Annotated in this window: 15 protein-coding genes; 5 read left to right on the top strand and 10 right to left on the bottom strand. The window is 59.8% G+C overall.

Annotated elements, in window-relative coordinates; all coding sequences use genetic code 11:
- Position 1 precedes the first annotated feature (1 nt).
- Positions 2–1,447, bottom strand: coding sequence for a T9SS type A sorting domain-containing protein (locus tag IPJ76_04055; protein QQR87407.1), 1,446 nt, complete (start codon positions 1,445–1,447; stop codon positions 2–4).
- 59 nt (positions 1,448–1,506) lie between these two features.
- Positions 1,507–4,866, bottom strand: a complete 3,360-nt coding sequence (locus IPJ76_04050; protein ID QQR87406.1) for a hypothetical protein — start codon at positions 4,864–4,866, stop codon at positions 1,507–1,509.
- A 783-nt stretch (positions 4,867–5,649) separates the two neighbouring features.
- On the opposite strand from IPJ76_04050, the gene IPJ76_04045 reads away from it, so the two are divergent.
- From IPJ76_04045 to IPJ76_04030, 4 genes are all read left to right on the top strand, one after another.
- Complete coding sequence (locus IPJ76_04045; protein QQR87405.1) at positions 5,650–7,404, top strand: long-chain fatty acid--CoA ligase; 1,755 nt, start codon at positions 5,650–5,652, stop codon at positions 7,402–7,404.
- Between the two features lie 228 nt (positions 7,405–7,632).
- Positions 7,633–8,034: a hypothetical protein gene (locus IPJ76_04040; protein ID QQR87404.1), complete on the top strand. Its 402-nt coding sequence runs from the start codon at positions 7,633–7,635 to the stop codon at positions 8,032–8,034.
- Positions 8,034–8,738 carry a DUF2490 domain-containing protein gene (locus tag IPJ76_04035; GenBank protein QQR87403.1) on the top strand — a complete coding sequence of 235 codons (705 nt, stop codon included), beginning with the start codon at positions 8,034–8,036 and terminating at the stop codon, positions 8,736–8,738. The genes IPJ76_04040 and IPJ76_04035 overlap by 1 nt, the downstream gene beginning before the upstream one ends.
- Entirely contained in the window at positions 8,735–9,394 is a 660-nt protein-coding gene (locus IPJ76_04030; protein ID QQR87402.1) for an SCO family protein, read from the top strand. The genes IPJ76_04035 and IPJ76_04030 overlap by 4 nt, the downstream gene beginning before the upstream one ends.
- A 47-nt stretch (positions 9,395–9,441) precedes the next feature.
- Here IPJ76_04030 and IPJ76_04025 read toward each other — a convergent pair whose 3' ends face one another.
- The 6 genes from IPJ76_04025 to IPJ76_04000 all read right to left on the bottom strand — a co-directional run bounded on the left by IPJ76_04025 (position 9,442) and on the right by IPJ76_04000 (position 14,503).
- A complete protein-coding gene (locus tag IPJ76_04025) occupies positions 9,442–10,170 on the bottom strand; it encodes a hypothetical protein (GenBank protein ID QQR87401.1) in 729 nt (242 codons plus the stop codon).
- Positions 10,171–10,198: 28 nt separating this feature from the next.
- Positions 10,199–11,566, bottom strand: a complete 1,368-nt coding sequence (locus IPJ76_04020) for a redoxin domain-containing protein (protein ID QQR87400.1) — start codon at positions 11,564–11,566, stop codon at positions 10,199–10,201.
- Between the two features lie 134 nt (positions 11,567–11,700).
- Complete coding sequence (gene coaD, locus IPJ76_04015) at positions 11,701–12,159, bottom strand: pantetheine-phosphate adenylyltransferase (protein QQR87399.1); 459 nt, start codon at positions 12,157–12,159, stop codon at positions 11,701–11,703.
- Positions 12,156–12,698, bottom strand: coding sequence for a 16S rRNA (guanine(966)-N(2))-methyltransferase RsmD (gene rsmD / locus IPJ76_04010; protein ID QQR87398.1), 543 nt, complete (start codon positions 12,696–12,698; stop codon positions 12,156–12,158). The genes coaD and rsmD overlap by 4 nt, the downstream gene beginning before the upstream one ends.
- Complete coding sequence (locus IPJ76_04005) at positions 12,689–13,459, bottom strand: DUF3822 family protein (protein ID QQR87397.1); 771 nt, start codon at positions 13,457–13,459, stop codon at positions 12,689–12,691. The genes rsmD and IPJ76_04005 overlap by 10 nt, the downstream gene beginning before the upstream one ends.
- Positions 13,460–13,513: 54 nt before the next feature.
- Positions 13,514–14,503: a D-alanine--D-alanine ligase gene (locus tag IPJ76_04000; GenBank protein QQR87396.1), complete on the bottom strand. Its 990-nt coding sequence runs from the start codon at positions 14,501–14,503 to the stop codon at positions 13,514–13,516.
- A 393-nt stretch (positions 14,504–14,896) separates the two neighbouring features.
- Between IPJ76_04000 and IPJ76_03995 the strand changes: the two genes are divergently transcribed.
- Positions 14,897–15,262 carry a hypothetical protein gene (locus tag IPJ76_03995; GenBank protein ID QQR87395.1) on the top strand — a complete coding sequence of 122 codons (366 nt, stop codon included), beginning with the start codon at positions 14,897–14,899 and terminating at the stop codon, positions 15,260–15,262.
- 303 nt (positions 15,263–15,565) lie between these two features.
- Here the strand turns inward: IPJ76_03995 and IPJ76_03990 are convergent, their stop codons facing one another.
- Together IPJ76_03990 and IPJ76_03985 are read right to left on the bottom strand one after the other, a co-directional pair.
- Positions 15,566–17,116 carry a PglZ domain-containing protein gene (locus IPJ76_03990; GenBank protein ID QQR87394.1) on the bottom strand — a complete coding sequence of 517 codons (1,551 nt, stop codon included), beginning with the start codon at positions 17,114–17,116 and terminating at the stop codon, positions 15,566–15,568.
- A gap of 470 nt (positions 17,117–17,586) precedes the next feature.
- Positions 17,587–19,884 (bottom strand): AAA family ATPase, encoded by a 2,298-nt coding sequence (locus IPJ76_03985; protein ID QQR88390.1) that lies wholly within the window; start codon positions 19,882–19,884, stop codon positions 17,587–17,589.
- Positions 19,885–19,936: the final 52 nt, after the last annotated feature.

Here is a 19,936-nt window from a genome sequence, read left to right as displayed (position 1 = left end):
ACTACTCCACAACGAGTTTCGTCCCGCTCAACCACCGTGTTTCATCCCTCAAGTGCACGTAGTGCACACCGGCCGCCAAGCCTGCTAGTTCAAGTTGCAAGGTCCGGGCATTGCCGACCGGTACTTCAAGCACCGTGCGGCCAAGGCCATCCACCACCACAAGCTGCAGCGCACCGCGTACCTCAAGGTCTTGTGGCAGGTCCAACATCACCTGTGCTTGGTCCCTTGCCGGGTTGGGGTACACGCTCAGCGCATTTTCCAGGCCCAAGGCCACTTCCTCCACGCCTATGTTGCCGCAGCCAGGCACCAAGCAGCCTGCACTGTCCACTTTCAGTAGCCATACCATCTGAAGGCCGGGAAGGCTGTCACTGACTCCTTGCCTAGAAACCCCAGTAGCAACAAAACCTCCGTCACTGGTGGGTTCCACATCATAGAGCCCGTGCTGGGAACCGTTGCTGGTGTAGTAGGTGTACCGTCGAAGCCAAGACAGGTCTCCATCAGGTTCCAACTTAATGAGCAATCCCCAATGGGTGTTCTCCGAACCGCTGGCCACCAGATCCCCGTTTGGCAATTCCTCAATGTCGAACGTAGTCGCGTCTTGCGCTTGGTTGTATTGCTTGCTCCACTGCACGTTGCCGTTGATGTCCCACTTGCGGAAGTAGTTCCACTGTGGTGAATTCCAACTACCCGGCAGGGGCATAAAACTGCCCGTGGCCACAATACCACCATCCTGGGTCTGGATGGCGCTGACATTGTCATAGGCGTGTTGACTGCCCCCGAAATTCCTTCTCCACAGGGTGTTTCCTGCGCTGTCCAGTCGCATTACCCACAATCCATCGCTCACGCCCGCAACAAATCCGCTGAGCACCGCGCCATTCGGCATCAGCGGCCTGACGCCTAGGGCCATTACGGTGTTCGCGTATGTGATAGCCTCCACGTTCTGTCCGAGCGTATCCGCCAATAGCAACAGTGCACGAGCAGGAACGGAGTCCGGGTCGCTGAACCCGCATGCAGCTACCCGGCCGTCGGACAAGATGCAGGTTTGTCTCATTCCCATGTAGCCCGTATCAATGAGCGAGTGCGTGTAGGCAGTGTCGCCAAGGTCGTTGTAGGCCACCAGTATTTGCCTGGAGTAACTGAAGTTGCCAGACTCGAACTCGGTCATCACAACCTTCTTCAGGCCATCTTCGCTCCAAACGGGATCTGAATAACCATGGTCGTAGTCGTATGGCGATGCTCCGTAGTGCTGTTCCTGTCCGACACAAGCCCCGTCCGTATCGAAAAAAGTCACGAAGGGCTTTCCGAGATTACCGGGTACCACTGCGCTCCCAACCACGTTGTACCCGGTTGCGGTCTCGTACACCGAACGCCCGATCGCACCGCCCGCATCCAAGGAGCCTATGGAAAGGCTATAGTTCTGTACTACGTTAAACGTGCCTTGCGACAAGCAAGGACATGATGCCACTGCGACAAAGTATACGCCGAGTCCTCTGAAACGCATGACCATCATCGTTGCTCACGGACCACGGTGAGCTTTCGCTCCCCAACCACTACCCCCTCGCTAGTGCCGCGTAAGAGATACAGTCCGGCCGGAAGATCATTGACCGTTAACTCGAACAGCGCCGCGCCATCGCTCGTTCGATACTCTGCCAATAGTGCCCCGGTGGGTCCGTACAGGCTCAAGCGATCTATCAGCATATCATTGTCCCAACTCACCCAAGCTGTTCCACTTGCTGGGTTCGGGTCCACCCTGAATTCAACGGTGCTCTTCAGGGGGTAGACCATTGGGCCATTGTGGCTCATCGTCCTCCATCCCGAAGGAATATCAAGTTCCGGCAAGTCCCGCCATTTGTCCAATTCCAACAGCGTTCCCCAGCACAAACCACTACCGGCATCGCTACTTCCAGTGATCAGCTCAAAGTGCTGTATTTCAGCAATGCTGAGCTGCTCCGGGTCACCGAACGCACTGCGCATACTACTGACGTAGTCTCTGAGATAGGTGTGCTTGTGTTCGAGGTACCACGGCTCAAGCATTATGGGTTCCATGTCGCTCCAGTTGCCCCCCTCTAGGTGGTAGAGTAGTAATGCCAGACGCCCTCCTGTGCCTATTCCGTGTTCCAGCACCATCAGAATGCTGTCTTCGGCTGTTGTGGTGACCGTGTCGCTCATCCAGTAGCGCAGGCAGTTCACCTGCGCCATGTAGTGCCGGTTCCCCTGCTCGTGCATTTCGTCTTCCAGCACATCCTTAATACTGGTATTGCCGCTGGCTTGGGCCTGTTCGATCAGCGCCATCTGGTACGGGCTTACTAGTTCCTTTCCTCGTAGAGTCTCCACCACACCACCCTCTACCACTGCGTTCTGCAACATCACCTGCGTGATATGCCAACCGTTCATGGGTTCCTCCCGGTGGATCATGGCCAACAACACTTCTTCGCCCAATGGGTGGTTCGCCAGGAGCGAATCGCGCAACGCATGGCTGGACAACCAAGGACTCTCTTGGTTGATCAGCGCTAGTAGATCGGCACCCTTGCCGCCGTTCACGGTACCGTTGTATTGCGCCAAGGCGCTCTCGAATTGTGTCTTGGCCGCCTTCATGTCAGCCGTAACGTTCACGATGTTGATGCCGCCGCCGTCTCCAAATCCACCAGCACAGTGAAGAGCCTCGTCGAACGTTAGTCCCGTGAAGGGTACTACATCGGCCATGTACAACGGATCCTCACAGATCACATCGCAATCCGCGTCATCGTGGCGATTGTAGTTGAAGAAGCTGCCGGGCTGCGGGTTCACGAAGGCCATGTCGAAGTTGTTGCTGCAATCGGGGGTGTTGAAGAATCGGTTGCCAGCCAAGGCGAGTTGGTTGAAGGCATCCCCTTGCTCCCCGCCTATGGCCGATCCGAAGGCCATGCCATAGTCCACGTTATTGTCCGTGTAGTCGCCGCAGAGCTTTTGCAGCCCAATGACGTTCACGTTCTGCTCATCCTGATGGTCGCCGATCACGTAAGTGCCCAGCGCTAGGTGCTCGAAGTTGTTGTTGTAGATCCGGTTCTGCGTTTCGGACGGACCCCAGAAGGCGATTCCGGCGTTGGCATCGGGCGCGCTGCTCTGGAAAAGATTGTCTTCCACCACGTAATTGGCGGTTTGGTAGAGCAGCAGGCCCACAGGAGAAGGGCCTTGCCCACCGCGTTCAGGTATGTTGAAGGTGTTGCCAGTGACTTCGCCATGGGTTGGGCCGAAGTCAACGATACCGTACGGGCTTGTTCGGAAGTCCATATTGCGGACCCAATAGTGGCGGTGCTTGGCGACGGCCACTCCGCACCACAGGCCCTCGAAAAAGCTCACGGCCGGGTTGTTGTTGCCGATCACTCGGGGTCCTGCCTTCGATGCAGCGAACACGCCAAAGCCACGATCCTGCCCAACGAAGGTGGTGTTCGTGTTCCTGAACCTGCAGTTGGTGAAGCGGATCACGCCGCAGTCGCGGAGCCAAGCGTGTGCGTAAGGCAACCACGCATCGGGCCAGCCTTGGTCGGTCAGAAAATCGCAGTTCTGGAATCGCGTTTGGTTCCAGGTTGTCCAGCCGGCCCCGTTGGCGCTAGGAATCTGCACGTCGATCACATTGTTCTTCCAAGTGGTGTTGGATGATTGCACAATGCCCCGGTAACCCGCTGGATCCAAACCTCCGTTGCCATTCCGCTTGGCCACAAATGCACCCACCTCTGCATTCTCGACAAGGGCGTTGAGGGTCTGGAAGCGGCCTTGGTTGCTGAAGGGTGTTTGGGCAAGGTTGCTGTTGCCGCGTACTTCGGGGCCCTTCCAGCGACCGGGGCATGCGGTAGTGAGGGTGCAGCCGCTGCAGAACAGGTATGCACCAGCCTCAACGATCAGGCGGGCGCCCGCCTCGAAGCGGAGGGTCATGTTGTTGATGGTGAGGTTTGCGCCGTTCGGCACTATCAAGTCACCCATCACATAAGCGTCGCCGATGGTGTTGCCGAATGGGTTGCCACCGGGCGCCCAGACCGTGCTGCCCGCAGTTACATTGACCGCATAGCCCTTATATGCTATGAGGTCTTCACAGCAAACTACAGGAAGGTCCGGAGGATAAGGGGTGAAGTTGTCAGTTTGGGAAGTCAGGAGGTGGTAGCTGTTGGGGCAATCGGAATTGAACTGAGGCACGATCGAAGGAGCGTAATCCACCCAGAAACTTGTTGCAACATCGCCCAGACCGAATTGCAGGTAATCCGGGTCCCAGGTCACAGCAGCAGGCGTGTTGGTCAACTCCAACCTGCCCAGTCGCCCATCAGGGGCCATGGCATACATGCCGTTGAACGGAGGGGGACCACCGACCCCTCCATATTCATCGCTTTCCAGTTCACTGTTGCGATGGTCGAACATGTCAATGCCGGTTAGCGGCACGACGGTCAGCGTCGAAAGGTCTACATAGCCCAACTCAGGGTCTTCACTCCGTAAGTAGTACAGGTAGTCGCCATTCTCAGAGAACTCCAGTCCGTTGATGCGGAGGCAGCTTTCGTAATCGGGGAAGTTGGAGACGTTGATCCAATCAGTCGATAGCGGTGTCCCGGACAGGTCGTAACGATTGTAGGATATACGGCTCAAAGTGTTGCCCCCAGCTGTGCCGCTTTTGCTCGTGAACGCAACGCGCAACTCCGAGTCCTTCAATATCGCCTCAAGCTCGCCTTGCGGATAGCGGTTGCCTTCAAAGTCCGTTCCTAGAACAATGATCTGCTGCGGCAGCATTTCTTCCAGAGCAGCTAGGCCGATCTTGTATCGCTTCAACTTCCAACCATCGGTTACGAAAAGCCATTTCTCCTGATCCCAACCAAGGTCCACTGCGTCCATGTGTAGCGACATGGCAACGTCGGACAGGGGATTCAGGTACTGGAGCTCCCCAACCTGAAAGGACGGCCCGAAGAAACCGCCGGAGCAAACGCTCGCAACATCGTAGTACGAAATCGAAGAGAGGTCTGCCAGCGCTCCTTTCCGACCGGGAAACATGAGAGGGTCGAAGTGAGGATTGTTCTCGGTTAGGTCTAGAATGGAAACGAAGTGGCGGCCCCAGCTCGGCGGCACCAAGATGACGCCCTCACCATCGCCGATACGTGTGGTGAAGATCAGGAACTTGAAACACTGACCAGGTATAGGGACTATCACGATTTCCGTTGTACCGCTCGGCACGCAGTCCGTGCAGTTCGTCGGTGGGTATTCCGTTCCGAGCCAAGGGATCGGCGACCATGAGTCCGCTATCAGGTACCCCTCTTCGTCGTATATGTTCCCATCGATAATGAAAGCCGCCAGGTTGCCTTCGTGGTCCCATATCAGCTGTTGTGCGAATTGGGCTTTTGCACCATGATATTCCAACGGGTCATTGCCAGGCAGCGATGGCAATGGCGTTGGCACTGGTCCTGTCGGTCCGAAAACCAATCGTTGGGCGCCAAGCGCCCACTGATCGTGTTGAGCGAGCCCCCCCGTGCATGCGGTCAGCGCGAAAATGCCAACGAGAAGTTGGTGCAGAAGTCTAGAAGTCATGTCACGGCCCGTTTTGGTCTGTCGAATGTACTCGAATAGTTCATCTGGTTCGTGAGGTGTTCCGCCGGGCGTTCTACTTTACCCGACCCCAGCACGAAGGAGAAACCGATGAAAACCCGACGCCTCTTCGACATACCGCTCCTGCAACTGGAGAAGTACCCGAAACAGGATGCCGTCGGCAGCAAGCACGATGGCGCTTGGAAGACGTACAGCACCCAAGAGCTCATCGCACTGAGCGAGCAGGTGGCCATGGGGCTGATGGCCTTGGGCATCAAGCCCGGCGACAAAGTGGCCATTGCCAGTGGCAACCGCGCCGAGTGGTGCATTGTGGACCGCGCCATCCTCTGCATGGGCGCCATCAACGTGCCGTTGTACCCCACCGCCAGCGCCGAGGATTATGCCTACGTGCTCAAGCACAGCGGCACCAAGGTGTGTTTCAGCAGCAATGCCGAGATACACGCCAAAGCCCTGCACGCGCAGTCGCAGTCGCCCGCGCTCCAGCACCTTTTCACCTTCGACCAGCTGACCGGCGTGCGCCACTGGAGCGAAGTGCGCGACTTGTCCAAGGACCAGGACAAGAACCTGCTGAAGCAATACGGCGATACGGTGAAGCGGGACGACCTCGCCACCATCATCTACACCAGCGGCACCACGGGCAGGCCCAAGGGCGTCATGCTCTCGCATGGCAACATCCTCAGCAACATCGAAGGCAGCATCGAGCGCTTGCCGGTTGACCACGAGGCGTTGTGCATCAGCTTTCTCCCGCTCAGCCACATCTACGAGCGGATGCTGATGTACCTGTACATGTACGCGGGCGTCAGCATCCGCTTCCAGGAGAGCATGGACAACCTCGGCGATGCCATCCGCGAAGTGCAGCCGCACGTCTTCACCGCCGTGCCGCGCGTGCTGGAGAAGGTGTACGACCGCATCGTGGGCAAGGGCGAGGAGCTCTCGGGCATCAAACGCAAGCTGTTCTTCTGGGCGCTCGACCTGGGCCACCGTTACGAAGTGCACGGCCGCAGTTGGTGGTACAATGTGCAGTTGTCTGTAGCACGGAAGCTCATCTTCAGCAAGTGGCAGGCTGCTTTGGGCGGTAGGGTGCGGGTGGTGGCCAGTGGCAGTGCCGCACTGCAACCGCGTCTGGCCCGCGTTTTCAACGCAGCAGGCATCCCGCTCATGGAAGGCTATGGCCTCACGGAGAGCTCACCCGTCATCAGCGTGAACTGCGAGAAGAACGATGGCTTCCGTTTCGGCACCACGGGTCGTCCTTTGAAGAACGTGCAGGTGCGAATTGCCGAGGACGGCGAGATCCTGGCTAAAGGCCCCAACATCATGATGGGCTACTACCTGGAGCCGGAACTCACCGCCGCTGCTCTCGATGCCGACGGATGGTTGCACACCGGCGATATCGGGGTGCTCGATGACGGCTTCCTGCGCATCACCGATCGCAAGAAGGAGATGTTCAAGACCAGCGGTGGCAAGTACATCGCGCCGCAGGTCATCGAGAACATGCTCAAGGCCTCGCGCTTCATCGAGCAGGTGATGGTGATCGGCGAGAACGAGAAGTTCCCGGCCGCCCTCATTGTGCCCAGCTTCGCCTTCCTCAAGGACTACTGCGAACTGAAGGGCATTCCCTACACCACGTCGGCGGAAATCATCAAGGACAAGCGCATCGCGGAGCGCATCATGAAGAGCGTGGAGCAGGTGTGCACGCCGCTCGGCCATTGGGAGCAGGTGAAGAAGATCGCCCTGCTGCCGACGGAGTGGAGCATCGACGGCGGCGAGATGACCCCCAAACTAAGCCTGCGCCGGAAGCAGATACTTGCCAAGTACGCCGAGCAGGTGAGGGGCATCTACGCATAGGGTTCAACCGCATCGGCCTTAATGCGCTGCCCAGGCAAGGAGCCCGCGCGTGCTTGTTCGCTCGCCGGGTGCGGCTGGGTTGCGCGTGCTTGTCCCCCTTTGAAGGGGGCAGGGGGATGAGTCCCACAACGCCTCCAAGCATCGCAGTGGATATTCGGTATCGCCGCATCCGATGGACCTATCCCATGCACCTCCCCCTTCTACATTCGCCGCATTAACCTGCATTTCATGAAGGCTTCACTGGTGATGATGGGTGCCTGCGCCATGCTGCTCGCGGGCTGCAAGAAGGAGGAAGGCGTCGGCGGCAAGGCGGAGATACGCGGCCGCGTGTACACCGTGGAGTACGATGACAACACGGGACAGCCCAACGGCCACGAGTACTACACGCCTGATTACAGGGTTTACATCGTGTACGGCGACAACGACTATTTTGACGATGATGTGGACACCGACCCGGACGGCACCTTCGTGTTCAGTTGGTTGCGCAAAGGCACCTACACCATCTTCACTTATAGCGAGTGCCCGCAGAACGAATGCCCCAGCGGCCTTGAAGCGGTGAAGCGCACCGTGCAGATCGGCGACAACAAGGAGGTGGTGGACGCCGGTACGTTCAACATCGAGAAGTGGTGATGTTCCGGTCTGCGCTGCTCGTCTTGTTGATGTGCACGGCGCTGGTCGCGCGCGCCCAAGAGCCGCGTGCGAAACCCGAGCGCGACCTTGAGCTGTGGACGAGCATCGCACTGGAAACGCGACCTTTCAGTCTACCGGGCAGGCCGGGTGAAACCGGCTTCCGGAAGAAGTTCCGCACTGCCCTAGAGACCGGTTACCGCAGCAATGAAAACCTCGGCAACGGCAAATCCTTCTACTTGAACCTGTCCCTGCGTTACCGCTTGAAGAAGTGGATCAGGCTCGGCATGGACCACCGCTACAACATCCGCGACGCATACAGCAGCAACAGCTATCGCCTCGATGGGGCCGTTACCCTGCAAGGAGAGTGGAAGCGCTTCGAAGGTTCGCTCCGTACCACCTTCCAGCACGAGTTCATTCCCGTGTACCGCCTACGCGATGTGTGGCGCAACCGCTTCGCCATCAGCTGGCGCACCAAGAAGTTCCGCATCGACCCGTACGTGAGCTGCGAGACTTTCACAGGCATCTGGTACAAGGGCAACTACTTCGCGGGCATCCGCTACGACCTCGGTGCGCAATGGGAACTTGGCAAGGAGAAGAACAGCTCCGTGGAGCTCATCCTACGCCACGACCGCGAGATCGGCGTGCGCGCCCCGCTGTACCGCACCATTGTTTCGGTGGCTTACGAGTACTATTGGAAACGATGAAGTCGCCTTTGTTGACCCGCGTGCTGATGCTGGCCCTGGTGGCCGTTGCCGCCGTGCTCGTCATCTATTTCGGCTTCCTGAAACCGAGCGACGAACTGCCCGTCATCCACCCGGCCGACCTCGATGTGCGGCTCACGGAGAAGCGCCAGCGGCAGACCAAGGACGAGCACCACATCCTCGACTTCCACCTCTTCGACCAGAACGGCGATACCATCACGCTGGCCGATACGCGCGGCAAGATCCGCGTAGCCGACTTCTTCTTCACCACCTGCACCAGCATCTGCCCCGAGATGAGCATGAACATGGTGCGTGTGCAGGAGGCCTTCAAGGACGATGACCGCGTAGTTCTGCTCTCGCATTCGGTGACGCCCGAAATGGACAGCGTGCCCGTGCTGGCCGAGTACGCCAAGCTCCACCAGGCCGACCCGCGGCGCTGGCACCTGATGACCGGCGACCGCCGCCAGATCTACCGCCTCGCGCGCAACAGTTGGTTCGCCGCACTTGACGAAGGCGACGGCGGCCCCGACGACTTCGTGCACACCGAGAACTTCGTGCTGGCCGACACCGCAGGCCGCCTGCGCGGTTTCTACGACGGCACCAACACCAAGGAGGTGGACCGGCTCATCGCCGACATGCACAGGTTGTTGGAGGAGTAGAGCTCACAGTTCTCCAGCTGTCCGCCCGGCAGGACGGCTCGTTCTCCCTAGAGCCAGACCCGCGGTGCCAATTCGGTTCTGAACGGCATCCCCAATCGACCGATCGTGAGGGCCGGGTGTGGAGGTATCTGGATAACCTCTTCGTGATCGAAATCGTCTTGGTCGATCTCTCCCTCTTGTAGTAACGCCGTATTGCGCACGAGGTCCATGCGTTGGAAATGAAGCCTGCCCCCTGATACACCGCCGTTGTTGAAACGTATGCATTCGAGTTGACCCTCGCGGAATTGGAATGAATAGTCCGCCGAACTGCGCGTGAACTGGAACAGGATATGCAACGTGTCCTGCGCGAAGCGGAGTTCAAGTTCCGGAGACATCATATCGCCCTCATCAGCTCGAAGAAGGAAGGAGTTGCTCTGTTCTAGCAATGAGAACTCCTTCTCGGATGTGCTTAAATACACAGCTAGGACCTTCGGCTGAGCGGAAGAGAAACCGCTATCAGGGCGCATATGGACTACCGAGTCCTGATATTGGACTGCGATTACGAAGTCCGGTCTCTCGTCGTTGTTCAAGTCGCCCTCCGCGACCTGAATGAGATGCCATCCTTCCGGAGAAGCGCTTTCGGGATTCAGGACTTGTTCCGGAAGGAGGGGATAATTGAACGGCACAGCTTTACGCTCCCCGGAGCTCTGCGCCACCAAGCCGTGATGAGCGCAAATGAGAAGCGCGCTCAAGAATAGCTGCCCTACGCAGCGGAGCCTTTGGATGCGTTGGTGCATGACCGGGTTGATCAGAGGAAGTTCAGCCTCACTCATCCCACACCCTCCTTCCTCCTTCCTGCGGCTGGGTAGTCACAATGCGGTGGAACTCCGCGGCAATGCCCGCGCTGGGTGCCTTGGCCGGTGAGTGCTTCAGCGTGCGGCCATCGAGCAGGAAGAATGCTGGCACGGTGCGCAGGCGAAGCTTGTCCATGAGCAGCGGGTCATTGGCTGCGAGCAGGTGCGTCCATGTGCGTTGCGGGTGCAGCCGCTTCTGCGCTTCCAAGCTGGTGGTGGTCCCGTCGATGTCGAGGGTGATGAAACGCACCACCTTGCCGTATTCGGCGTGCAGCTTCTCCATGGCGCTCATTTCCAATTCACAATAGGTGCACCAGCTCGCGGTGATGGCCAGATAGATGGGGCCTTCGGTGAGCAGCGTGTCAAGCTCCGTTTTTTCACCGGTGGAAGTCCAGGCCATGATGCTCGGCAGGGTGTCGCCGTTGGCCATGCTCGTCAGGTCCCACAAGAGGTTGGTGGCAATGGTGCGGTGCTCACTGAACACTGAACTGCGGGCTGTCCGCTCCAGCAGTTGTTTGATGCCAGCGCGCTGGAAGGTCTTGCCGTGGTAATTGCCGTGCAGTTCCGATAGCATCACGAGTTCGCGCAGGCGGTCGTCGTGCAGGTATTCGCTCTTCCGCAGCAGCAGGTGAAGGCTGTCAGCAGATGCGTTGTTCACCACACTCACCAGGGCATTGGCGGAACGCGGGAACACTTTGCTCATCAAGTGGTCTTCAAAGAATGAAAGGAAGAAGCGGACGTACTCCGGATCGTTGTAGCGCACGGGTTTGTCCTTTAACGTACGAGCGAACAGTACGCTGTCGTTGGCGTTCGGTCCGAAGCGCAGCCCGGCCACGGCATTGGCCATGTACGCCTCGAACCACGGGTCGTTCACCCCGTCGTAGTACTTCCGTAGCTTCTGCTCGAAGCTGTCCACTTTGGCGTCGCTGAGGTCGGGGGTGATGAAGAGCGTGGCCGGACGTTGCGCACTGTCGGGTTTCACGGAGCCCTCCTTCCGCATCAGGTCCAACGCCTGCATGCCGGCCTCTTGGTCCGTGGCGAGGTCCTCGATCAGGAACATGTCGAGGTGGCCGTTGAGGTCGCTGGTCAGCGCGTTGATATCGAGACCTTCCAGTTCGAGGAACTCGATGGGCCGCAGGTGTGCGCCGCTCATCGAACGCCCGGCAGCAGGGTCTGGCGGCAGCAGGCGTATGGTGTACTGCGCACCGGGCTTCAGGAAAAGCTCGGCCACGTCCATGCCGACGCGGATCTGTCCTTTCACGATCTCCGCCACTTCGCCGGTGAGGGTCACGCTGCCGGTGCCGTCCACTTCGCCCACGGCCAGCACCTCGCGCCGCATGCTGAAAAGATCCGCGTAGCGGTAGAGCACGGCGCTTTGTCCAATATGGTCCGATGCTTCCAACGTGATGGTGCAGGGCGCCCCGCACAGCCGGGCAACCAACAACCAACAACCTATAACGAAGGCAGAGCGCATTAGAGCTTCATTCCCTTGGGCAAGAACGCAGTAATGTCCGCTTTGTTGGCATGGAGTTCCCGCACGATGGTGCTACTGACGTGCGCATGCTGTGCTGCGGCGGGCAGGAAGATGGTCTCCACGCCCGCCAGTTGTTTGTTCATCAGCGCGATGGTGCGCTCATGGTCGTGGTCCGTGCCGTTGCGCACGCCGCGCAGGATGAACGCTGCACCGAGCCGTTTGCACAGGTCCACCGTCAAGCCCTCGAAATGCGTGACTTCCACGGAGAGGTGCGGTGCGAAGACCTCGCGGAGCCACTGCATGCGTTGTTCGAACGGGAAGGTGTACTTCTTGGTCGTGTTCACGCCCATGGCCACCACCACTTGGTCGAACAGCGGCAAGGCGCGGGCCACGATATCGGCATGCCCGATGGTGACGGGATCGAACGAACCGGGGAAGACGGCGATGCGCTGGCTCATCGGGTGACGGGTTTGAAGAAGCTGAAGTGGACGGTGCCGTAGTCGCGGTGTTTGGTGAAGCCGGGCAAGGCTTCGGTCTTCACATCGCGGTTGTGCTCCAAGATGAAGAGGCCGTCCTCCGCAAGGATCCCACTGTCCAAGACCATGCCCGGGATCTTGTCCACGCCTTCCATGGCGAAAGGCGGGTCGGCGAACACGATGTCGAACGGGCCGGGTGCAGCGCGCAAGTAGGTGAGCGCATCGACACGCACCAAGCGCCACGCATCGATGCCAGCGTCGCGCGCCGAACGTTGCAGGTGGCGGTAGGCCTTCTCGTCATGGTCCACGCTGATGACTTCCACCGCACCGCGGCTAAGGAACTCCAGCGAGATGGCCCCAGTACCTGCGAACAGGTCAAGCACACGGATGCCCTCCATGGCCACGCTGTGCTGCAGGATGTTGAAGAGCGCTTGCTTGGCAAAGTCGGTGGTGGGCCGGGCGCTGAGGTCTTTCGGCGCGCGGATGTTCCTGCCTTTGAAGCGGCCGCTCGTTACACGCATGCGAATTGTTCCGTTAGCGCCAACCAGTGCTGTGCGTTCGTCTGGCCCGGTGTGGTCGCCGCAGTTGCGGGTGCGCAATGCTGGAAGTAACGTTCGAGCAGCACTACGTTGCGGTCGTGTGCCAGCGGACCGGCGTGCAGCAGTTGCAGTTCCTCGGGCTTGCGTTTGCAACGCTCGGCGGCCAGTAATGCGAAATACAGCACGTCTTCCGGTGTGCGTGCCGGGAAGGTGTTGCTGAGCAGGATGCTGCCGTGCACCGCCAGCACCACATCGATGCGGTCGGTGGAGCAGTGCACCAATAGCACGTCGCGGTCGGTGCGCTGTGCCATGGCGGCACGCACCAACAGGGCTTGAAGGCTGAGTGTGCGCGCGTGCGGCAAGAAGGAATGTGCCGAGCGTTCCATGGCCGGATCGTGCGTGTGGATGGTTTGCGCATCCAACAGTTCCAGCCCTTCCGTTCGCAACGTGCCCAGCGGCTCGCGTCCGAACGATGCTCCCCAGTGAACAGCCTCCGAACCGGGCACCAACGCGCTTTCGGGCACCAGGATGCTCCACTCGGGAAGTACCACGCACGAGGCTGAAGCTGCTTCGCGTGGTATCAGATCGGTATGTGGCAGCTCAGCGCGGAAGGCGGTGTGCAGCGTGATCAGTTTGCCGCTGCTGCGTTCGTGCGCGCACCAACCGGCGAACCCGGGCCCGAGCAACAGGCCCACATGCAGGCTGTGCGCTGGTAGCGTGATGGGCTCTGGGATGGGGTTCATACGATCTCCTTTCAGCGGTCGAAACTACGCTAGCGCCCGCATGGGCCGGGGTGTTCAACGCCCGGCCAGCATGCCTTCGATGAGGCCGTTCACCGCAGGGGCCACGCCGATGCCCGCAACCTCCAACATCTTCGGGAAGATGCTCGCTCCGCTGAAGCCGGGCGTGGTGTTCACTTCGATGGTGCAGAGCTCGGTGCCGGTCCAGATGTGGTCCACGCGCACCATGCCACGGCAGCCAAGTGCTTCGTAGATCCGACGGCTGCGCTCCTGCACCAAGGCGGTCACATCATCGGGCAGGGGGGCAGGCACCAGTTCCTCGGTGTCCTTGGCGTGGTACTTCGCTTCGTAGTCGAAGAACTCGTGTGTGTGCCGCACTTCGCAAATGGGCAGGGCGGTGGTGGTGCCGTTCAGGTGGATCACGCCGCACGTGAGTTCGCGCCCGGTCACCGCGCCTTCCACCATCACGGTACGTCCTTCGGCAAAGGCTTTGTCCAACGCGGGCGCAAGGTCCTCGCGGGTCTTCGCTTTGCTGATGCCCAAGCTGCTGCCGCTTTCGTCGGGCTTCACGAAGCATGGCAGGCCGACTTCAGCCAAAATGCTCTCGGTGCTGTGCGCCGTGCCTTGGTGCAGCAGTACTGATGGCGCAACCTTGAAGCCCATCTGCCGCAGCAGGCTCACCGTGCTGAACTTGCTGAAGCTGACGGCCATGGTGAGCACACCACCGGTCTGGTATGGAACGCCGAGCATGTCCAAATACCCTTGCAGTTTGCCGTCTTCGCCGGGAGCGCCGTGGATGGCGATGAGCGCTGCGCTGAACGGTCGCATCTCCTTGTCCAGGATCACGGACAGCTTTCCGCGGTCCAGCGGTTTTGGCCGTTCCTCCGCCGTGGCGCAGGTCCATTGGTCGCGCGCCACCGTGATGTAGAGCGGTTGGAAGCGCGTGGTGTCGATGGCGTCCATCATGCGCTTGGCGCTCTGCATGCTGATGACGCTTTCACCAGTGTAGCCTCCACGGAACACGGCGATCAGGGGAAGTTGGCTCATGGAACGGATGCCCGCCGGGCGAGTGCAAAGTACCTGCCTGCATGGGCCACCGAAGACCGCCACCCGTGAGTTGTGCAAATCGCAGCGTTGAGGAAAAAGTGTCGGTGCAGGGGGACGGAGGTCAAGGGAAACCTCCGATGAGGCCATGGGCACCTCTTGTGGAGAAGGCCTGGCGCCAAGCCGGTCTTAGAGCCTGTTTGGCATCTCTTCAAACCCGCTCTCCGGTCTCTTTTCCGCCCATGCTTCGCCGGAAAATGATCCCGTAGGCACCGCTACGCGATGATATTCCGGATGCGCCTGAACGGAAAATAGCCTTGGAGCCCTGCGTTCAAGAGATCCCAAGCAGGTTCTTACAGTGTTGCCCGATCGCAGTGCTGGCGCATCTTTGTCCGAATGGCACACGCATCTTTCGCCGAACGTTCGGTGTACTGGTTAGCCCGCGTCACCGGCACTTTGTTGCTCGGCTTCCTGTTGTTCATGCTCTTCGGTCACCTCTCTGGCGACGCGAACGGCCCGAACGCATGGGAGTTCAACAACAAGGCGGACATGCTCTCATTTCTGCTTTTCCCCGTGTGCACGAGCATCGGTCTGGCGCTGGCGTACAAGTGGGAACTACTTGGTGGTGCGCTCGTCGTGCTCAGCCTCGCGGGCCTGTTGGTGCTGCGCCCCGACTTGTTGCGGCCACAGTTCTTGTGGCTCGCGGTGCCAGGGCTGCTCTATGTGGTGCACGCAATGGTGGCTCGGCGGGCAAGGACTTGAGTTGCCCGGCACAACGCCATTGTTGGGTCATCCCGGCGAAGGAGGGATCCCGCGTGATGTTCGGACACAACGGGATCCGGCTACGCCAGCTATGTGCCATTGGTCCTGGCGGGGTTCCTTCTCTCCTTCGTCAGGACAGGTTCCTCGTCGGGATGACGGGAGAGCTGGGCCACGCCAGCGTTACACCACGGGTTCAGGCGGGATCCCTCGTCGGGGACTCCTCTGGATGACGAGAGTGTTGCTTCTGCCTTGCGCCTTGGCACTTGACACTTGTGCTTTGTCACTTGGGCTGAACGCCCTTGCTCACCTCGGCGTCAAGTACGCCACCGGCACCATCATCTCCTCCATGCTGATGCCACCGTGCTGGAAGGTGTTGCGGTAGAAGTTGACGAACTGGTTGTAGTTGTTCGGATAGACGAAGTACTGGTTCTTGCGCGTGAACACGTACACCGTGCTCACGTTGGTGCGCGGCAGGAACGCCTTCGCGGGATCCTTGATGGCGAAGACCTCGCGCGCTTCGTACGTGAGGTTCTTGCCGTGCTTGTAGCGCAGGTTGCTGGTGGTGTTGCGGTCGCCCACCACCTTGGTGGGTTCGGTCACGCGCACGGTGCCGTGGTCGGTGCAGATGACCATGCGGCCACCGCGCTGCGCAATGCCTTTGATGATGTCCAGCAGCGGGCTGTGCTCGAACCAGCTCTTGGTGAGGCTGCGGTAGGCGGGTTCGTCTTCGGCCAGCTCGCGGATCACTTCCATCTCGGTACGCGCGTGGCTCAGCATGTCCACGAAGTTGTACACGATGGCGTTGAAGCCGTTGCCCATCAGATTGTCCAGCGTGTCAGCCAACTTGCGGCCCTGCGCCAGGTTGGTGATCTTGTGGTAGCTGTACTTCACGTTCTTGCCCAGGCGCTTCAACTGGTCGCCGAGGAACTCTTCCTCGTGCGCGTTCTTGCTGCCCTCTTCTTCCTCCCCGATCCACTTGCCGGGGAAGCGCTTCTCGATCTCGCTCGGCATCACCCCGGCGAAGAGCGCGTTGCGGGCGTATTGCGTGGCGGTAGGCAGGATGCTGAAGAACACGTCCTGCTCTTCCACGCGGAAGTACTCGCCGATGATGGGTTCCAGGATGCGCCATTGGTCCAGCCGCAGGTTGTCGATGAGCACCATGAAGAGCGGCTGCCCGTCCTTCAGGTGCGGCGCGACTTTCGTGCGGAACAACTGGTGGCTCTGCAGCGGGATGTCCTGGCCTTTGCCGTTCACCCAGTCGATGTATCGGTCGCCCACGTAACGGCAGAAGACTTCGTTGGCATCGTTCCATTGGCTGCGCAGGATCTCCACCATGCCGCTGTCCTGGCCGCCTTGCAATTCCAGCTCCCAGCGCACCAGGTCGCTGTAGAGCTCCTTCCATTCCTGTATGCTCAGGCGGTCGCTGATCCGAAGGCTCAACTGCCCGAACTGGCGCTGGTAGTTGGTGTTGGTCTTCTCGCTCACCAGGCGGCGCCCGTCGATGTGCTTCTTCAGCGCCAACAGGATCTGGTTGGGGTTCACCGGCTTGATCAGGTAGTCGCTGATCTTGCTGCCGATCGCATCGTCCATGATGTGTTCCTCCTCGCTCTTGGTGATCATCACCACGGGCGTTTGGGGCGCGAAGGCTTTGATCTTCTGCAAGGTCTCCAGGCCACTGAGGCCGGGCATGTTCTCATCAAGCAGGATGGCGCTGTACTCCTTGGCCTTCACCTTGTCAACGGCGTCGATGCCGTTGTTCACGGTGTCCACGGCGTAGCCCTTCTCTTGCAGGAAGAGCACGTGGGGGCGCAGGAGGTCGATCTCGTCGTCGGCCCAGAGGATGGGAACGTTCATATCAGGGAGCGGATAGGGTTGGTGAGAAGGCACAACGCGCGAATGCGCATTCTGGTGTGCGGGGGTGAAGGTAGTTGGGTGCGAAGCGGCCATGCGGGGACCAACGCTTGTTGTTCCACGCAATGGCAATGAAGGTCGTTAACGTTCGTTGATCGACCGATGAACAGCCCGGCCGGAGTGCCGGGCTATCTCCGGTCAACACGCGGTCGCGACCACCGCTTGTAGCCCCGAATTCCATACACCACGAGAAGTAGTACAGAACATAGAAACCCCAGGAGCATCGCGGCGACCATAGCGCAGTACAGGGTGGCCACCATCGGCTCATTGGCTAGGCTGACGAAGCCGTCGACGCGGAAGAGCACGGCGGCCAGCACCACAACGAAGGCACAAGCCGCTAGGGTCAACCACGCCCGGCGGATCCATCTGGAAAAGAGGCTCCTGCGGACGGGGTCGCTGCTGGTGCACATCGCTCACTCTCCTTTCTTCACCCACGCCTGCACCATCCTGAGCTGCCCGTAGCTGAACTTTCCTTCGAAGTTCTTCTGTGCGCCGTTGAGGCCTTCGGTCGGGTGCTCACGCATCCAGTCCGCAATGGCGTCGCGTTCTCCTGCGGGCATCAGACTTTCGATGTCCAACAGACCTTCTCCGATGCCCCGAGCGAAGTGCCCTTCGATGGTGCTCTTGGCCATGCTGCGTTCAGCGGCGATCTGGTCCAACGTCCATCCCGCTTTGTGCAGTGCGTAGGTCTTCTCGTAGGTGGCGCCTTTTGCGGGCCGACCCGGTGGGTCTACGCTACCGGCGCCATCCGGCACGTCGTCAGTGCCTGAACGCTGCTTGCGCTTCCGACCGGTCTTGCCGCTGCTCTTCGGCCGGTGTTCTTCGGCCCATGCGCGCGCTTCGCCCACCATGGCCGCGCGCTTGGCCGATAGTCCACGCTCCAGTTCCTCTTGCTTCTTCACCTCCTCGCCGTTGAGGATGCAGGTGGTGACGTAACCCACCTTGGCGATGGTGGCAATGCGCTTCATCAGCATGCCGTCGATCTCGCGCAAGGCGGTCACGTACTCCTTGGTGCGGCTGAGCGTTTCGGCCTGCGCCATGTGTTGGAACAGCGCCTTCATCCGAACCCAAAGGATGTCGCTGTAGTAGGCACCGCCCTTTTCGATCCGCATGAGCAGTTCCTCGCGCTTGTCCTCGGCCAAGAGCCGCATCAACTGGTTGCGGAACTTCTGGGTGTTCTCTTCTTCTGTGCGCAGCACATCGCGCAGTACCTGCAGCGCGGTCTTCATGCTTTCATCCTCGAACTGTGCCGTCTCCGGATGGTCCTTCTGCGTGTATTCCACTTTGCGCAGCAGATCGCCCAGGTCGAAGGTGCCGGTGAGCAGTTGTTGTAGGTACTCGCGCTGCCGGGCCTTCAGTTGTTGGCTCAACGGCTCTTGCTCAAAGCCGCGCTGCGTGAAGGCCACCACATCCTTGTCGTTGCTCACTACGCTCGGGTCGATGCGCGTGCGCAGGATGAGACCGTCGAGCGAGCGCAATCTCGAAAGCGCGACATAGACCTGTCCCGGTGCGAAGGCTTGACCAACGTCGATGATGGCCTTGCTGAAGGTGAGGCCCTGGCTCTTGTGCACCGTGATGGCCCAGGCCAGCTTGATCGGGTATTGCTCGAAGGTGCCCAGCACCTCTTCCTTCTGGTCCTTGGTGGATGGATCGATCACATACCGTTTGTTCTCCCAGATCTCGCGCTTCAACTTGTAGGTGCCTTGGGCGGGCTTGTCACCGGCACCATCGTACATGCGCACTGTTATCCCGTCATCGTCCAGTTTCTCCACCCGTGCCAGCTTGCCGTTGAAGTAGGCTTTTTCCATGTCGTTCTTCACGAACATGATCTGGGCACCCACCTTCAATTCGATCCTCGCCAGTACTGGGTACATGCTCTCCGGGAAGTCGGGGTCGATGTCCGCCTCGAACGCGTGGGCTTTTCCGGGCAGCTGCGCCAACGCGCGCTGGTTCAGTTCGTCGGCCTTGTAGTTGTGCGTGGTAAGGGTGATGACACCTTCGCTTTCCGCGGCACTGATGGTAGGCCGGTAGTGCGCGTTCAGGGTGTCCACGTCGTGCTGCGAAACGGTGTTGTTGCGCAGGTTGTTGAGGACGCTGATGAAGTTGTCGTCATGCTGCCGGAAGATCTTGTCGAGTTCGATGTGCGCGTAGCCGTGTTGCTTCATCACCTGGCTCTCGAAGAAGTGCATGCTCGCGTAGTAGCGTTGCATCACGCGCCACTCATCGTCCTTCACCACGGGCGGCAATTGGTACAGGTCGCCGATGAGCAGCACTTGCGCACCACCGAAGCTTTGGTAACGGTTCTGCCGCACGGCGCGCATGCGGAAGTCGATCGCGTCGAGCACATCGGCCCGCAGCATGCTCACTTCATCGATGATGAGCAGGTCCAGTTCGCGCAGCACGTTGCGGCGGATCGTATTGAGCGGATGACGCCGTGTCAGAGAATCCTGGTCGTGGAAGGCGCCGTCCGGTAGGTCCAGCGGCCGCTGCTTCTCCGGCAGGAAGGCGCCGAAGGGCAGCAGGAACTGGCTGTGGATGGTGACACCCTTCGCGTTGAGCGCGGCAATGCCCGTGGGCGCCAGGATGACATAGCGCTTGTGCGTGCTGCCGGCCAACTTGTGCAGGAAGGTGGTCTTGCCGGTGCCCGCCTTGCCGGTGAGGAAGACGTGGCGGTTGGTGCTGTTGACGAAGCGGGCGGCCAGTGCGGCCATCTCCGTTTCGATCCCGCCGTTGCGGGACAGGTCGTGCGCATCGGCTTGCGCG

It is taken from the genome of Flavobacteriales bacterium (assembly GCA_016699575.1).
Taxonomy (GTDB): Bacteria; Bacteroidota; Bacteroidia; order Flavobacteriales_F; family PHOS-HE28; genus PHOS-HE28.
This window is presented reverse-complemented; position numbering and strand designations above follow the sequence as displayed.

Excerpts from the sequence above, each read along its gene's own strand:
- IPJ76_04025 (QQR87401.1), bottom strand. The coding sequence starts at position 10,170 with ATGCACCAACGCATCCAAAGGCTCCGCTGCGTAGGGCAGCTATTCTTG.
- rsmD (QQR87398.1), bottom strand. The coding sequence starts at position 12,698 with ATGCGTGTAACGAGCGGCCGCTTCAAAGGCAGGAACATCCGCGCGCCG.
- IPJ76_04035 (QQR87403.1), top strand. The coding sequence starts at position 8,034 with ATGTTCCGGTCTGCGCTGCTCGTCTTGTTGATGTGCACGGCGCTGGTC.
- coaD (QQR87399.1), bottom strand. The coding sequence starts at position 12,159 with ATGAGCCAGCGCATCGCCGTCTTCCCCGGTTCGTTCGATCCCGTCACC.
- IPJ76_03995 (QQR87395.1), top strand. The coding sequence starts at position 14,897 with ATGGCACACGCATCTTTCGCCGAACGTTCGGTGTACTGGTTAGCCCGC.
- IPJ76_04050 (QQR87406.1), bottom strand. The coding sequence starts at position 4,866 with ATGTCGCTACACATGGACGCAGTGGACCTTGGTTGGGATCAGGAGAAA.
- IPJ76_03990 (QQR87394.1), bottom strand. The coding sequence starts at position 17,116 with ATGAACGTTCCCATCCTCTGGGCCGACGACGAGATCGACCTCCTGCGC.
- IPJ76_04000 (QQR87396.1), bottom strand. The coding sequence starts at position 14,503 with ATGAGCCAACTTCCCCTGATCGCCGTGTTCCGTGGAGGCTACACTGGT.
- IPJ76_04030 (QQR87402.1), top strand. The coding sequence starts at position 8,735 with ATGAAGTCGCCTTTGTTGACCCGCGTGCTGATGCTGGCCCTGGTGGCC.
- IPJ76_04045 (QQR87405.1), top strand. The coding sequence starts at position 5,650 with ATGAAAACCCGACGCCTCTTCGACATACCGCTCCTGCAACTGGAGAAG.
- IPJ76_04005 (QQR87397.1), bottom strand. The coding sequence starts at position 13,459 with ATGAACCCCATCCCAGAGCCCATCACGCTACCAGCGCACAGCCTGCAT.
- IPJ76_04020 (QQR87400.1), bottom strand. The coding sequence starts at position 11,566 with ATGCGGCGCGAGGTGCTGGCCGTGGGCGAAGTGGACGGCACCGGCAGC.
- IPJ76_04040 (QQR87404.1), top strand. The coding sequence starts at position 7,633 with ATGAAGGCTTCACTGGTGATGATGGGTGCCTGCGCCATGCTGCTCGCG.
- IPJ76_03985 (QQR88390.1), bottom strand. The coding sequence starts at position 19,884 with ATGGCCGCACTGGCCGCCCGCTTCGTCAACAGCACCAACCGCCACGTC.